The organism is Phaeobacter gallaeciensis (genome assembly GCF_001678945.1).
GTDB classification, from domain to species: Bacteria; Pseudomonadota; Alphaproteobacteria; order Rhodobacterales; family Rhodobacteraceae; genus Phycobacter; species Phycobacter gallaeciensis_A.
In genome coordinates, this window is sequence record NZ_CP015124.1 from 3,288,481 (window position 1) to 3,303,519 (window position 15,039).

General features: G+C 61.3%; 12 protein-coding genes and 1 pseudogene. 4 read left to right on the forward strand and 9 right to left on the reverse strand.

Annotation, left to right across the window (positions count from 1 at the left end):
• Positions 1-34: 34 nt before the first annotated feature.
• Positions 35-3,985, reverse strand: coding sequence for an Ig-like domain-containing protein (locus JL2886_RS19505; RefSeq protein WP_065272832.1), 3,951 nt, complete (start codon positions 3,983-3,985; stop codon positions 35-37).
• 505 nt (positions 3,986-4,490) lie between these two features.
• On the opposite strand from JL2886_RS19505, the gene JL2886_RS15570 reads away from it, so the two are divergent.
• Entirely contained in the window at positions 4,491-5,585 is a 1,095-nt protein-coding gene (locus tag JL2886_RS15570; protein WP_065272833.1) for a M24 family metallopeptidase, read from the forward strand.
• 37 nt (positions 5,586-5,622) lie between these two features.
• Here the strand turns inward: JL2886_RS15570 and JL2886_RS15575 are convergent, their stop codons facing one another.
• The gene (locus JL2886_RS15575) at positions 5,623-6,285 is read right to left on the reverse strand and encodes a GntR family transcriptional regulator (protein ID WP_065272834.1); all 663 of its coding nucleotides are present in this window, start codon (positions 6,283-6,285) and stop codon (positions 5,623-5,625) included.
• Between the two features lie 132 nt (positions 6,286-6,417).
• Positions 6,418-7,533: an S-(hydroxymethyl)glutathione dehydrogenase/class III alcohol dehydrogenase gene (locus JL2886_RS15580; protein WP_065272835.1), complete on the reverse strand. Its 1,116-nt coding sequence runs from the start codon at positions 7,531-7,533 to the stop codon at positions 6,418-6,420.
• 357 nt (positions 7,534-7,890) lie between these two features.
• Here JL2886_RS15580 and cueR point away from each other — a divergent pair, with 357 nt between their 5' ends.
• A complete protein-coding gene (gene cueR / locus JL2886_RS15585) occupies positions 7,891-8,304 on the forward strand; it encodes a Cu(I)-responsive transcriptional regulator (RefSeq protein WP_065273756.1) in 414 nt (137 codons plus the stop codon).
• Positions 8,305-8,344: 40 nt separating this feature from the next.
• On the opposite strand, the pseudogene JL2886_RS19745 reads toward cueR, so the two are convergent.
• The 5 genes and pseudogenes from JL2886_RS19745 to pcaC form a co-directional block, all read right to left on the reverse strand.
• Positions 8,345-9,259, reverse strand: a pseudogene (locus tag JL2886_RS19745) (PHP domain-containing protein); the annotation flags it as partial.
• Between the two features lie 343 nt (positions 9,260-9,602).
• A complete protein-coding gene (locus tag JL2886_RS15595) occupies positions 9,603-10,433 on the reverse strand; it encodes a 3-keto-5-aminohexanoate cleavage protein (protein ID WP_065272837.1) in 831 nt (276 codons plus the stop codon).
• Between the two features lie 12 nt (positions 10,434-10,445).
• Positions 10,446-11,066: a protocatechuate 3,4-dioxygenase subunit alpha gene (pcaG, locus tag JL2886_RS15600; protein WP_065272838.1), complete on the reverse strand. Its 621-nt coding sequence runs from the start codon at positions 11,064-11,066 to the stop codon at positions 10,446-10,448.
• On the reverse strand, positions 11,066-11,806 hold the full coding sequence (gene pcaH, locus JL2886_RS15605) for a protocatechuate 3,4-dioxygenase subunit beta (protein ID WP_065272839.1): 741 nt from the start codon (positions 11,804-11,806) through the stop codon (positions 11,066-11,068). Before pcaH ends, pcaG begins: the two co-directional genes overlap by 1 nt.
• A 13-nt stretch (positions 11,807-11,819) precedes the next feature.
• Positions 11,820-12,227 carry a 4-carboxymuconolactone decarboxylase gene (gene pcaC / locus JL2886_RS15610; protein WP_065272840.1) on the reverse strand — a complete coding sequence of 136 codons (408 nt, stop codon included), beginning with the start codon at positions 12,225-12,227 and terminating at the stop codon, positions 11,820-11,822.
• 93 nt (positions 12,228-12,320) lie between these two features.
• On the opposite strand from pcaC, the gene pcaQ reads away from it, so the two are divergent.
• Positions 12,321-13,235, forward strand: a complete 915-nt coding sequence (gene pcaQ / locus JL2886_RS15615) for a pca operon transcription factor PcaQ (RefSeq protein WP_065272841.1) — start codon at positions 12,321-12,323, stop codon at positions 13,233-13,235.
• Here pcaQ and JL2886_RS15620 read toward each other — a convergent pair.
• A complete protein-coding gene (locus JL2886_RS15620; protein ID WP_065272842.1) occupies positions 13,232-13,843 on the reverse strand; it encodes a TetR/AcrR family transcriptional regulator in 612 nt (203 codons plus the stop codon). The two genes, pcaQ and JL2886_RS15620, sit on opposite strands and share 4 nt — an antisense overlap.
• Before the next feature lie 316 nt (positions 13,844-14,159).
• Here JL2886_RS15620 and JL2886_RS15625 point away from each other — a divergent pair, with 316 nt between their 5' ends.
• Positions 14,160-15,035, forward strand: a complete 876-nt coding sequence (locus JL2886_RS15625; protein ID WP_065273757.1) for a branched-chain amino acid ABC transporter permease — start codon at positions 14,160-14,162, stop codon at positions 15,033-15,035.
• The last annotated feature ends 4 nt before the right edge of the window (positions 15,036-15,039 follow it).

Consider the following 15,039-nt stretch of genomic DNA (forward strand, 5'->3'; position numbering starts at 1 on the left):
GGCGGCAGGGAAAACCCGTCGCCGGAACATGTCGTCAGATGAGAACGTTGACGTCCTGGTCCACCAGCAGTTTGGTGCCATCGTCACCGACGGTGTAGACGTTGTAGATCTGTCCATCGACGGCCTCGACGCCTGCGGCCGATGCATTGGCAACGGTCAGCGTGTCATCCGCCCCGCCATGCACGGTCAGAGTGTCGGAATTGCCCGACAGCGCCTTGATGTCGGCCTCGGTCAGGCTGAGCGAGACGTCGGAAGCATAGTCGAGGTTCAGAGCATCGATATTGAACTGCGGTAGCCCCGCATGATCCAGCGCGCCGCTGTTGGTCGCATTGTCCTCCAGAACGACCAGCGTGCTGGACGCGTTCTGAGCGCTATCCTCGCTAGTAATCACCAGATGGGTGCCGTCCGACACTGGGGTCGAGAAGGTGAACTCGGTTCCGAACACCGGGTCCTGATCGACGCTTGCGGTGGGGGCTGTGACCGAACCATCGCTATTAAGGGCATTCACCGTGTAGCTGTCGGTTGCGCCTTCGGTACTGATCCGGCGCACATCGCTGCTGGAGAAGGTCACGGCATCCACATCCGGCGTAGTGTAGCTGGTGTCGACCGTGAAGCTTTCGGTCAGGGACTGGACGTTTCCTGCCCCGTCCGTCGCGGTGATAGTTGCTGTCGCGGTATAATCGCCGTCGGGCAGGTCTGCACCGGCGATATCGGCGCTCCAGTTGCCGGCAGCATCCACAGTCGCCGCATGGGTGACGCCTGCGATCGTGACTTGAACGGTGGATCCCTGTTCCACGGTGCCTTGCAGAGTGACGCCCGCCGCGCGTTCGGCGAGGTTGATGATATCGTCGGCGGTCTGGTCCGGGGCAACCGTCAAGGGGTCGACCAGCGTGTCCAGCGCCACTGTATCCGTTGCGCTGGCGGTATTTCCGGCGCTGTCGACAATGGAGGCAGTGATCGGCAGTTCTGCGTTGCCTTGTGGGATCTGACCCGCCAGGAAAGTGGTGCTCCAGTTACCGTTCACATCCGCAACAACCTGGTTACTGGCGGCGCCAAGCCCGACTGTAACCAGCAGGCCAGGGGTGGCGGTGCCGCTGATCTCGACACCGTTCGCACGCTCGGTGGCGTTGATGATATCGTCAAGCTCCACAGGATCTGGCGACAGGGTGACCGTACCGGCGACCGTATCCACCCGCAGGACTGAAGACGCCGATGCTGTGTTTCCGGCTGCATCTGTGGCTGCTACGGTCACGGCACTGTCGTATTCGCCGGGGGCGATGGCGCCCGCTTCAAAGGTTGCGCTCCAGTTTCCGGAGGCATCTACCACCGCGGCGCGGGTGATACCGGCAAGGGTGACGGAGACCTCGGAGCCGGGTTCCGCGACACCGGTCAGGGTGACACCGGCTTCGGCCTCGGCGGCGTTGACGATATTGTCACCGCCTGCCTGTCCCGGATCGATTGTCACTGCGGTTTCGGTATCGATGCGCAGGGTGCCGGTGGCGCTGGCCGTATTACCGTAAATATCTGTTGCAGTAGCGGAAATCGGGGCATCATATTCGCCGCCTGCGATTTCGGAGGGGGCATAATCCACGCTCCATTGGCCATCAGCATCGGCAACGACGGTTTTGGTCTGCCCCTGGAAGGTCACTGCGACCGAGGCCCCGGCTTCGGCGGAGCCGGAGAGGGTCACGCCGTCAGCGATTTCCTCGGCGTTGAGGATGCCGTCGCTTTTTGCACGGGCGGTGTTCAGGGTGACACTGGTTTCCGTGTCGATATGCAGGGTGCTGCTAGCGGAGGCGGTATTGCCCGCGGCATCTGTGGCGACAGCGGTCACCGGGGCGTCATATTCTCCGCCAGTGATCTCGGACGCGGCGAAATCTGCGCTCCAGGCGCCGGTGCCATCTGCAGTCACTGTGCGGGTCGCGCCTTGGAAGGTCACTGCAACCGAGGCGCCTGCCTCGGCGGTGCCGGTCAGGGTGACACCGGCTGCTGCTTCGGGTGCGTTGATGACGTCATCACCACCGACCTGATTTGAATCGATGGTCACAGAGGTGGCGGTGTCAACGCGCAGACTGCCGGTTGTTGTGGTGCTGTTTCCAGCTGTATCTGTCGCCGTCACGGAAATCGCAGCGTCGTATTCACCGGTCGACAGCTCATTGCCCGCGAAATCCGCCTGCCAGTTGCCGTTTGCATCGGCAGTAACCGTGCGGGTGACGCCTTCCAGCGTTACTTCGATAGTGGCATCGGCATCGGCAGTACCTGTGAGGGCAAAGCCATTGGCGACTTCTGCCGCGCTCAGCATGTTGTCGCCGGTCTGCTGCGCATCCAGCGTGGCGGATATTTCTGTATCGACGCCGATGGTTTCGGTAACCGTCGAGACGTTGCCCGTGGTGTCCGTTGCAACGGCCGAGACGGTAGCATCATAGGTGCCGGTTCCGATCTCTGCGGTGGAGAAAGCCGATGACCAGCTGCCGTCAGCACCGGCAGTGACTGTGTGGCTGATACCTTCGAAGGTAACAACAACGGTGGCGCCCGGATCGGCCATGCCGGTCAGAGTTACGCCTGCGGCTTGTTCGGCGGCGTTGATGGTGTGATCATCACCCACCTGAGTGTTGATCGTGACGCGGTTTTCCGTATCGATATGCACCGTATGGGTTTCGGTGGCGCTGTTGCCTGCTGCATCGGCCGAGGTCACAGATATGGTGCTGTCATAGACGCCGTCAGCGATATGTTCGGCGCCGTAGATTACCGACCAAGTGCCGTCGTTCGCAACGGTTGTGGTTCGCGTAACACCCTGGAAATCAACAGAGATTGAGGCGCCAGCTTCGCCGGTTCCGGTCAGGCGCACGCCGTCAAAGAGTTCGATGAAGTTGATCTTATCGTCACCTTCGACTGTGTCGATGCCGATGGGCGGCGCAATGGTGTCGACGACCAGCACATCATGATAGGTATTGCGGTTGCCGAACTCATCTGTGGTTCGGATCCGCACGGCGGTCTCGTATTCGCCAGTGGGAATATCGGCAGGATCAAAGGTGACAGACCAGGTGCCGTCTTCGTTGACTGTGGTGCGTTGGGTGACGTTGTTGATCCGCACGTTCAGACGGGCGCCGGGCTCGCCGTTGCCGGTGATGACCGGGCCATCGGCTTGCTCGATCGCATTGACGATATCACCGGTGGACTGGGTGCCGCTGGTGACCTCGGCCTCGGGCGGGGTGGTGTCGATGATCACCGTCGGCCCGTCTAGGTTGAAATCATTCCCGTCCGGGTCGGTGACCTCGACTGTGGTATCATAATTGCCATCCGGCGGCAGATCGTTGATCGCGATTGTCGCCGTCCAGGTGCCGTCATCGCGGATGGTCACTGTTTCCGTATGGCCGCCGATCAGAACCCGCACCTCAGAGCCTGGGGTGCCGGTGCCGGTGATCACGACCGGATCGTTGGTCGAGCCGGCGATAGGGTAGACCGCATCGGGGTCGTCCACCGTGGGCACCCGGCCGCGGCCCGGAGGCGTTCCAGTCTCGCTGTCGTCTGTGACCAGTACGGCGGTGCCGACCACCCCAGCCGCTGCGACACCGGCGGCGCCAAAACCACCCAGCAGCGGCGCTGCCAGCGGGGCGATCACCGGTTCGATGCGGTCGACATCCAGGAACACCAGCTCGTCATAGGCGCTCCATTTCCCGGAGAGGTCCAGTGTTTCGTAGCTGGCAAACAACATGCCATCGGCCTTGTCCTCCAGCACAACCTCGATGAACTGGCCATCGGCGCTGAGGAACAGGTTCTTGCCACCGGTCGCGCCGTAACTGAAGAAGTTGTCCAGCACGAGGGTCTGGCCATCGGCCAGCACGATATGCAGATCTGCGCCATGCCGTGCGTAACTTTCGACCGCGGATCGGCCAAGGTTCAGGGAAATGTCTTTTGTTTGAGAGACGTTCAGGTGGGCCGGCGTACCTTCAGCAAACACACCCTGTACGGTCGTTCCCGTCATATCGCGGGAAATATATCCAACACTACTCATTTTTTTGCTCGCTTATAGACCGGACAACGCCGCCAAAGCGGGTCACCTGGTTCATTGCCTGTATCGTCTTGCCCAACGGCCGTCTTTGCGGCCTTATTGTGGGCATAATGCGTCAATTTTGGGTCTTATGTCTACATTTTAAGTAACATGAAACTCTTTCAAGCGGTGGGAATAGTGGCTTTGCCGCCGCATTTGACTCAATTCTATTAAACTTTGTATCGTTTTTGCGCCAGTTCTTACCAAATAGTTAACGGCTTTGTGAGGCGTTTGCAGGATGTTGGCAGTCCCGAGGCGGTCTCATGTCTCTGGGCGCGAGGATGTAGGGGCGGGGACGGGGGCGCAGTTTGATACCGAAAACGGGCGAGCGGGGAACGCCTTGTTTCCAATGTCAAATTTTCGATGTTATCACGGAGGCATTGCTGCAACGATCAGACCCCACTGGTCTGACATCATCAACGCGCGAGGTCCGAAATCGATGACGCAACTCCTGGCTGACTACCGTCAACTTGCCGCTGCCCTAAAGGTGGAGGCCATCGCACTGGTGCCCGGGCCGAATTTCACGCGGGCCCTCGGTCACAGTTTCATGAGCCATGAACGACCTTTCGTTCTGGTGATACCCGCCGAAGGCAAACCGGCCGCGATCGTTCCGAACCTTGAACTTGGCTCCTGGGAGCAAGTCGGCTTTGATGGGGCGGTTTTTGATTGGCGCGATCAGGATGGCTATGCCGGTGCCTTTGCGGCGCTGGCGGCGCATCTGCCGATGACCCGGCTGGCCGTCGAAGGACAGGTGATGCGGGTCTTTGTGCATCACGCGCTGAAACAGGCGATGCCCGATGTCGAAATCATCGATGCCGAACGTCAGATCTCCGGGCTACGGATGATCAAGACGGCGGCTGATCTCGCTGCGCTTGAGGCGGCTATCAGCCTGTCAGAGCGTGCGCTGCATCGGGTTCTGGAAGGCGTGTGTGTCGGCCAGACCGAGAAAGAGATCGAAAGTGCGCTGATCCAGGCTCTGTTTGCCGAAGGCGCCGATGACCTGGCCTTTACCCCTATCGTTGCGGCCGGGGACAATTCCGCGCGCCCCCACGCGCACGCGCGCGCCGATTACAAGGTACAGTCCGGTGATGCACTGCTGTTCGATTTCGGCGGCCGCAAGGACGGCTTCTGCGCCGATATTACCCGCACCGTTTTTGTTGGTGAGGTCAGTGACGAAGGTCGCGCGGTGTATGACACGGTGCTGCGCGCCAATCTGGCTGGGCTGGAGGTGACGCGGGCCGGGGTCACGGCGCATGAGATTGATGATGTGGTGACCGGCGTTCTGGAAGCCTCGCCCTATGCCGACCGGATCCGCACCAAGACCGGGCATGGGCTTGGCCGCGATGTCCACGAAGCACCCTATATCATGCGTGGCAATCATCAGGAGCTGCCCGCAGGCACGGTCTACACCAATGAGCCGGGTCTTTACGGGCCGGGCCTGTTTGGCGTGCGGATCGAGGATGACGTGCTGATAACCGAGGACGGCTGCCGCACGCTGACCACCTTCCCCAAGGAGCTGATGATCGTCGGCTGATCTGACGCCACGCGGAAATGGGGGGCGAACCCGTGCTTCAGCTGGCGGATTGCAACTGCGCCTGAAGCGAGGCCTTGGCATCCTGAATATGAGCAAAGGTTAGCCGCGCGGCGGTCTCCGCCTCTCCCGCCGTGCAGGCGGTCAGGATGGCCCGGTGTTCTTCGGTACTGCGGTCGACGCCGCCGCTCATTACCAGTTGCGCGCGCAGGTGGCGGTCCACCCGGTCCATGGCGTTTTCGATGACCTGAACATGGTAGGGCATGCCGCTGACGCTATAAAGCGCGCCGTGGAATTTGCGGTTCAGTTGCCCCCAAATCATAGGGTCGTCCGAGGCGGCAAATTTCTCCAGACAGGCCTCGGCGCTTTGCAGGGTGTCCGGTGTCATATTCGGAACCGCCTGGCGGATCACATCGGCTTCCAACTTGGCCCGCAGATCGAAAACCTCGCCTGCCTCCTGCATCGACAGGGTCGCGACCACCGCGCCCTTGTAACGCTGGGTTTTGACCAGCCCTTGCTGTTCCAGCCGGGTCAGGGCCTCGCGCACCGGAAAGCGGGAGGTGTGAAACGCCTTGGCGATCTCTTCCTGGCGCAGCGGTTCGCCATCGGCAAGATCGCCCTGGATGATGGCCTTGCGCAGCGCGTCAAAGATGACCGTCGCAGCACTGGCTGTCTGTGAAATATCCGTGGCCTGAAACTTCACGCCTCTGCCTCATCTGTCTTGCGGTGAACCGGCTCCTCTATACAGGGCTTCTGCTCAGCTGTGAAAGCGGCAAAGCAAACGCCGCGAGCCCAAGGGACCCGCGGCGCTGATTGGTAACCGGGCTGGCCTGTCTCAGAATTCCACGACGGCGCGGATGGATTTGCCTTCGTGCATCAGGTCGAAGCCGTGGTTGATTTCGTCCAGCGACAGCTTGTGGGTGATCATCGGGTCGATCTCGATCTTGCCGTCCATGTACCAGTCGACGATCTTCGGCACATCGGTACGGCCCGAGGCGCCACCGAATGCGGTGCCGCGCCAGCTGCGGCCGGTGACCAGCTGGAAGGGACGGGTGGAAATCTCGGCTCCGGCAGGTGCCACGCCGATGATGATGCTTTCGCCCCAGCCCTTGTGCGCGGCTTCCAGCGCGGTACGCATGACCTGCACGTTCCCGGTGGCGTCAAAGGTGTAATCGGCGCCGCCGCCGGTCAGTTCAACCAGATGCGCCACCAGATCGCCCTCCACCTCGGCGGGGTTGACGAAATCGGTCATGCCGAAATGCGTCGCCATTTCGACCTTGCCGGGGTTCAGGTCCACGCCCACGATCTGGTCGGCGCCCGCCAGCCGCAGTCCCTGGATCACGTTGAGACCGATGCCGCCCAGACCGAAGACGATGGCGGTGGAGCCGATTTCGACCTTGGCGGTGTTGATCACCGCGCCGATGCCGGTAGTGACGCCGCAGCCGATGTAGCAGATCTTGTCAAAGGGTGCGTCCTTGCGCACCTTGGCCAGCGCGATTTCCGGCACAACCGTGTGGTTGGCGAAAGTCGAGCAGCCCATGTAGTGATGGATCGGGGTGCCATCCAGCATCGAGAAGCGGGTGGTGCCATCGGGCAGCAGGCCGGCGCCTTGGGTTGTGCGGATCGACTGGCAGAGGTTGGTTTTCGGGTTGAGGCAGTATTCGCATTCGCGGCACTCAGGTGTGTAAAGCGGGATCACGTGATCGCCCACTTCCAGGCTGGTGACGCCTTCGCCGACTTCGATCACCACGCCTGCGCCTTCGTGGCCCAGGATGGCGGGGAAGATGCCTTCGGGGTCATCGCCCGAGCGGGTGAATTCGTCGGTGTGGCACAGACCGGTGGCCTTGATCTCTACCAGAACCTCACCCGCTTTGGGGCCTTCGAGGTTCACGTCCATGATTTCAAGCGGTTTGCCGGGAGCAACGGCAACGGCGGCACGGGTGCGGATCATGTTTGGGTTCCTTCGCTTCTGTCTGGCGGCCGACGGGCCGGGTGTTCTGTGGCATGGGGTGTCATGCGCTGGCGGACCTTTTGGCCCTGCTTTTGCCAGCGTTACATTCGCCACCCTATGGGCGCAAGCACCCCTGTTGCACGGATTTTCACCAGCAAGAGGGCGTATTGTAGAAAACCGGCGCTTGCGTGCAGCTCTGCGTCATCCGGGCTTGTGCGGCCGTTTCGGAGGGGAAGATCTGCAATGCCTTTTACGCCTGCCTGTCTGGTGATGCTTGTACGGGCGATGACCGACTATAGATGAAAGGGGTGACTGCGATAGCGCCCTATGCGACACCAGGATGAAGGAGGCACCAGCATGAATATCGGAGATGTTGCAGCCCGTTCAGGGCTGCCTGCCAAAACCATTCGGTATTACGAGGACATCGGCCTCATCAAGCCCATGCGCAGCGCCAACGGCTATCGCAGTTTTGCCGAAACCGACCTGCATAAGCTGGCCTTTCTGGGGCGAGCGCGGGCTCTGGGCTTTACCATCGAAGACTGCCGTATGCTGATGGCGCTCTACGAGGATGAAAGCCGCGCCAGCGCCGATGTGAAGCAACTGGCGCAGGAGCACCTGGGCAAGATCGAAGCCAAGATCGCCGATTTGCAGGCGATGCGCGATACACTGACTGAACTGGTGCATTGCTGCGCCGGGGACAACCGGCCAGATTGTCCAATTCTGAAAGATCTGTCCGGCGAATTTTGTGCAAAGGAAACCGGCGCGGAGTAGCGCCGGTTCCTGCGGGTTGTCGGTGCGATCCGCGTAAGCGCCAGATCGGATTGGACCAGGCCCGCTTGCCAGACCGGTCAATCACGGTAACCCGCAGCCATGGGCTGTCTTTCAGACGGTCGAGCGGAATACGCGCCTGTGTCAGCGCGGTGCCATGCTGCAGAGTTGCGGCAGAGCCATGCCCCTGCACGATGACCGAAGAGACCGGGCTGCATGCCACATCGATATGCCCGCCGTTCAGCGCCACAGCCTTCAGCTCGGGCCCTTGTGAAGAATAGAAATGCCCGTCTATTAGGGCCTCCAGCAGCAATTCGGGTTCATTGGCTTCTGCCTTGACCATGACCCAGCCGCCGAAATGGTCGGGGCCTGCGAAATGGGCGTCATCGGTGGCGATGAGGTTCAGGTCGCGCCCATCAGTGAGCAGAAGGTCGGCGACATGGCCGCCTTCGCCGCGATCGGTGCCGACGGCGCAGGTGTGGTTGTAGATCTCCACCGCGTGGGCCGCTTCTATGCTGCGCGCATCCGACAGTGTCATGCCCGACCAGTGAGGATGGGCGATGGTCACGAAGGCCCCGGCCTCGCGGGCGCGCCGGGCGATTTGCGGCCCGGTTTCCTGGCCTTCGACGGGGTGAAAGTCAGGCGAGTGGGACGGCAAAAAATCCGCAGGCAGGCCGACGGCAAGGATGTGCCACAGCTCACCGTTTTCCATGGCGCCGGAATGCAGCTCGGCACCGGGCAGGGTGGTGAAGATCGCGTCCCTGAAGTCGCGCGTGTCGGTGATCGGATAGTCAAACCGCCCGACGAAATGATCGGTCAGCGCAATGAAATCATAGCCTTCCGCCTTGTAGCGGCGGCAGACCTCCGCCGGGTCAAGAACCCCGTCCGACCTGTTGGAATGGCAATGCAGGTTGCCGCGGAAAAACTCTCCGGGGGCGGCAAAAGCGGGGTGCAGCATGGGGTGTCTCCTGTCCGTGTTCCCCGGCTGGTAGCGGTCTTTGGCAATGGTTTTGTGACAGGGGAGAGCAGGGATGGTGACACGAGAAGGAGAAGGAACGCGCGCGGCAATCCCCTGCCTAAGAATAGGCAGCGCCGAGGGAGGAGCGGCTCGAGAGAAACGGGGTGCCGCGCGCAGGGGGGGATGTAGGCCGAGGACGCCGGACCCGCAAGGGGGGCGGCAGAGGTGACGCAACGGTCCGGCCTGATCAGATCGGACCGTTGCGTATTGTATAGGCGGTTTGAAGCGGGACTGCGAGAAACAGACCCCAAGAACAACTCCGCGTGAACAGGCTGCGCCCGGCTCAGGCCGGGCGGAGTTCCAGAATTTCCCGCGCCTGCTGCCAGGTGGCAACGGGGCGTTCGTATTTCTCACACAGGTCAGCCGCGCGTTTGACCAGGGCCGCGTTCGACGGTGCCATGGTGTTGCGATCAATGCGTAGGTTGTCTTCGAGACCCGTGCGGGTGTGACCGCCTGCGGCGATGGCCCATTCGTTCAGCATGATCTGACCCGGACCAATGCCCGCGCCGCACCATTCGGCATCGGGGGCAAGACGTTTGACCGTCTGGACGTAGAAATCAAAGGTTTCCTTGTCCACCGGCATCGCGTTCTTCACGCCCATGACGAACTGCACATAGAGCTTGCCGGGAATCGCGCCTTCACGGCTCATCTTCACCGCCTGATGGATATGGCTGAGGTCGAAGGCTTCGATCTCGGGCTTTACCTCATAGGTGCGCATTTCCGAGGCGAACCAGTCGACCAGCTCCGGCGGGTTCTCGTAGACGCGGGTGGGGAAGTTGTTGGACCCCACCGACAGCGACGCCATGTCAGGGCGCAGCGACAGCATGCCGCCGCGCTCCTTGCCTGCGCCGGAGCGGCCACCAGTGGACAGCTGCACGATCATGCCGGGGCAGTGTTTGTTCAGCCCTTCCAGCAGACGGCCGAATTTTTCTGGGTCCGAGGTCGGCGTCTGATCGTCGTTGCGCACGTGGCAATGGGCGATCGAGGCGCCTGCCTCAAAAGCTTCCTGAGTGCTTTCGATCTGCTCGGCGATGGTAATCGGCACCGCCGGGTTATGTTCTTTGCGCGGCACTGAGCCGGTGATGGCCACGCAGATAATGCAGGGTTTGCTCAACTCTGTCCCTCCTCAGATGTCGAAGAATACGGTTTCATCGTCACCTTGCAGGCAAATGTCAAAACGATAAACCGTTTGCCCATCACGTTCGCTGCGCTTGGCGATCAAGGTTTCGCGACGTTTCTCCCATTCGATCAGGTTGATCACCGGGTCCGTCGCGTTGGCTGCGGCCTCGTCGTCAAAGTAAAGGCGAGTGTTGAGGCCGATATTGATGCCGCGCGCCACGATCCAGAGGTTGATATGCGGCGCCATCATCTGACCGTTGCGGCCCATAACCGGGCCGGGCTTGACGGTCTCAAACGCCCATTCCCCGGTTTCAAAGTTGGTGATCACGCGGCCCCAGCCGCGAAAGCCCTCTTCGACTTCGCCGGGATGTTCGGGATGGGCATAGACACCGGCGGCATTGGCCTGCCAAGCCTCCAGCAGCACGTCCTTCACCGGCGATCCGATGCCGTCGATGACAAGACCTTCGATCCGGATCCGCTCGCCTGCGGCATTGGGGCCTGCGATGTCCTGACCCAGTTCCTGATCGTAGATCTGGAAACCGGCAGCACCCGGCGCAAGGCCGATATGGACGTAGGGGCCTGCGGTTTGCGACGGGGTTTCTTTCAGATAATCAAGCTTCTGTTGCATCAGTTCCCCTCCAGACGGTTTTCGAACAGGGTCGAACGACGACCGCGCAGCACGATGTCGAATTTGTATGCGATGGTATCGAGCGGAATGGTCGCGTTGCGGTCCAGCCGCGCGATCAGCTGGTCGATGGCGTCCGGATCCGGGATCGTCGCCACAATGGGACAGGTTTTGATCAGCGGATCACCCTCGAAATAGAGCTGGGTGATCAGGCGCTGGGCAAAGCCGCTGCCAAAGACCGAAACGTGAATATGCGCCGGGCGCCAGTCGTTGACCCAGTTGCGCCACGGGTAGGCGCCGGGCTTCACGGTGCGGAAATAGTAGTAGCCATCCTCATCCGTCATGGTGCGGCCACAGCCGCCAAAGTTCGGGTCGATCGGCGCCAGATAGGTGTCTTTCTTGTGGCGGTAGCGTCCACCGGCGTTGGCCTGCCAGACCTCGACCAGAGTATTCGGAACCGGGCGGGCGTTTTCATCCAGCACCCGGCCATGCACGATGATCCGTTCGCCAATGGGGCTTTCGCCCGGCTTGGCGTAGTTCGAGATCAGATCATTGTCGGTGGGGGCCAGGTCGCCATGACCGAAACGCGGGCCGGTGATTTCGCTCGGCGTGTTTTCCAGGCTGATCAGCGAAAACTTGGGCGAGCGCGCCACCGAGGTTTTGTAGTCCTTGTCATAGGCTGGCGGGTGCCAGCGGCGGTCGCGCTGGTAGAATTCAGCCATGTTCTGTGTCGATTTCGTCATTGTCCTATCCTCCTCAGGTCTTGGATGCCGGGGATGCGGCGGCTTCGGCATCCATTTCCGCATAGGTTTGTTTGGCCAGTTTCAGCGCATGGTTGGCGCGCGGCACCCCGGCGTAGATCGCCACGTGCTGAAACGCCTCGATCACATCGGTGCGGCTGGCGCCCGTGCGCGCGGTGGCGCGGATATGCATCGGGATTTCCTCGAAATTTCCCATCGCCGCCAGCAGGGCCAGGGTCAGCATCGACCGTTCGCGCTGGCCGATCCCGTCCGAGGCCCAAACGGTGCCCCAGGCGCCTTCGGTGATCAGCGTCTGAAAGGCCACGTCCATGTCGGTCTTGGCAGCTTCGGCGCGATCCACATGCGCATCTCCCAGCACGCTGCGGCGCACGGTCATGCCCTGATCGTAACGACTGTCGGTCATCCGGTCCTCCCTCGTTCATATGGTATGTACTATCGCATATCTAAATTGGACTGTATAATGCTGTGAATTGCATGATTTCATATTGGAAATGGTATGCGTCTGTCTGCACAGCTGAAGCTGCGCCATCTTGAGGTCTTCGTCGAGGTCGCCCGGCAGGATAGCGTCACCCAGGCGGCCGAGGCATTGGGCATGACCCAACCTGCGGTGACCCGCACCCTGCGGGAGCTGGAGGCCGTGGTCGGCAAGCCCTTGGTTGAGCGGCACGGGCGCGGTATCCGCCTGTCCGCCTATGGCGAGATGTTCCGCGACCACGCCGGGCGCAGTCTGGCGCTGGCACGGGACGGGGTGGCAATGCTGCAGGGGCTGGACGAGGCAGAAGGGCCACGGGTGGCTATTGGCGCTTTGCCGACCGTGTCAGCAACAGTGGTGCCGGATGCCCTGGCAGCGCTGCGTACCGAGGGTAGCCACAGCCGGTTTTCCGTGCGCACCGGGGACAATCAATACCTGCTGGACCAACTGCGGCGGGGCAATCTGGATGTGGTGGTGGGACGTCTGCCCGCGCCCGATCACATGGTGGGGCTGGATTTCGATCCGCTGTTCCGCGAACGGGTGGTCGCGGTCGTCGCCCATGATCATCCGCTGGCGGCGTTGCCGCATGTCCCGGCTGATGCCTTTGAGGGGTTCCCGGTACTGATGCCCTCGGAAGGGTCAATCATCCGGCCGTTGGTGGACCGCATGTTTCTGGAGCAGGGGATGACGGTGCCCCGTTTCCCGATCGAAACCGTTTCTGCCACGTTTGGGCGCCGGTTCACGCTGAAGCATCGGGCGATCTGGATCATCAGTCATGGTGTGGTGCGTGCCGATCTGGAGGAGGGCGTGCTGGCATTACTGCCGCTGAACACGGACAGCACGCTGGGTCCGGTGGGGCTGTGTATCCGCAGTGAACACCAGCTCTCTGCTGCTGCGGCGCGGTTCTGCGCAGCCTTGCGGGAGATTTGCGAGGCTTAGGCGCGCAGGCTGGCCAGCGCCATTTCTGCCAGATCGTCTGCGATGGTGTTGCGGAACTCCTGCCCGGCGCCGCGATCCGGCTGATACCAGAAGACCGGTGAGTTGAGCATCAGCATCAGCCCGGCAACCGTGACCGTCAGGTTGCGCTCGGGGAATATGTCTGCCTCGATACCCCGGGCGATCTGGTCGCGGAAGAGTTCGGCATACTGCCGGTGCTCTGCTCGCACCTGCGCCTGCATGCCCAGCTCAAACGCGTTGGAGGTTTTGGCGCGCGCGCCGGTATAGGTTTGGAGAATCACCTTGTGGTAGGGCAGGGAGCGCAGCACCTCCATCACATGGGCGCGGGCCATCCGTTCCAGACAAAGCTGCGGAGGCAGGGCATCATCGGCCACTGCGCTGACCGCCTGATAGGTGAACCGCGCGGCGCGCAGTTGTACCGCAGCCAGAAGCGCACCTTTGGAGGGAAAGTGATGATAAATCCGTCCCTTGGTCGATCCAAGGCTGGCCGCGATATCGTCGATGGATGCGGAATCGGCGCCCATCGTCATGAAACAATGGGCCGCTGCATCAAGAATTTCGCTTTTGGATGCGCTGATCTGTTCTAACATGATGCATCGCCTGACGTCGTCTGCTTGCGGGGCGGCGCGGCTGGAGGGGCCATTTTACCATCCTTGATCGCTGCCGCACACCATCGGGCGCGGAGCGAACAATAGGGGGGCATATGCTCAAAATATAGCCGCATTTTGCCATTTTGACGCTGGGTCTTAGCAATTGACAGGGGAAAAACATACTCAGTAGTCTGTTTTTAGACGCCAAGGGTTTCCGCCGCTTGAGGAGGCGCAGCGAAAACCCAGTAAAATAAGGCGCATATGCCCGGCAATGACCGGGTCAGGAACCGCTCATGACGGGCGGGGGGAGGAAAATTTGGAAGTATTGCAGCTCCTGGTCAGCGGGCTCGCGAATGGCTGTGTCTACGGCCTGATCGCGCTCGGATTTGTGCTGATCTACAAAGCGACTGAAGCGGTCAATTTCGCTCAGGGCGATTTCATGATGCTGGGGGCATTTGTGACCCTTGGCCTTACCAACGCAGAATATATGGACCTGCCATTCTGGGTCGCAGCACCGCTGGCGATTTCGATCATGGCGGTTCTTGGCTATCTGCTCGACTTTTTCATTCTGCGGCACCTGTTCGGGCAGAGCCAGACTGCGGTTGTCATCCTGACCATCGCGCTGGGCTTTGTGCTGCGCTTCGTGGCTGGTTTGATCTGGGGGCACGAGCCGCAGACATTGGAAAGCCCGCTCGCGCTGGGCGATCTACAACTGGGCGGCGTCGTGCTGGGCATGGCGGATGTCGCGGTGATCGTGGTGACCTTCCTGCTCACATGGTCGCTTTACCAGTTCTTCCAGCGCACCAAGCTGGGGCTTGCCATGCAGGCGGCCAGTCAAAACCAGATGGCGGCCTATTTCATGGGCATTCCGGTGCGCCGGGTGCAGGGGCTGATCTGGGGTCTGGCGGGTGCAACCGCTGCCGTGGCCGGGATCCTTTTTGCCTCAAAGGGCGCCATTGATCCCAACGCCGGCCTCTTGGGCATCAAGGCCTTTGCGGCGGCTGTCATCGGCGGCTTCGGCTCGCTCCCCGGTGCACTGGCTGGTGGTCTGATCGTGGGTGTGATCGAGCCCTTCGCGGCACGGTATCTTGCGGCGGGCTATTCGCAGATCGCGCCTTATGCGCTGCTTCTGGCGGTGCTGGTGTTCCGTCCGCACGGCCTGTTCAGCCAAGTCCGAGTGAAGAAGGTCTGATCCC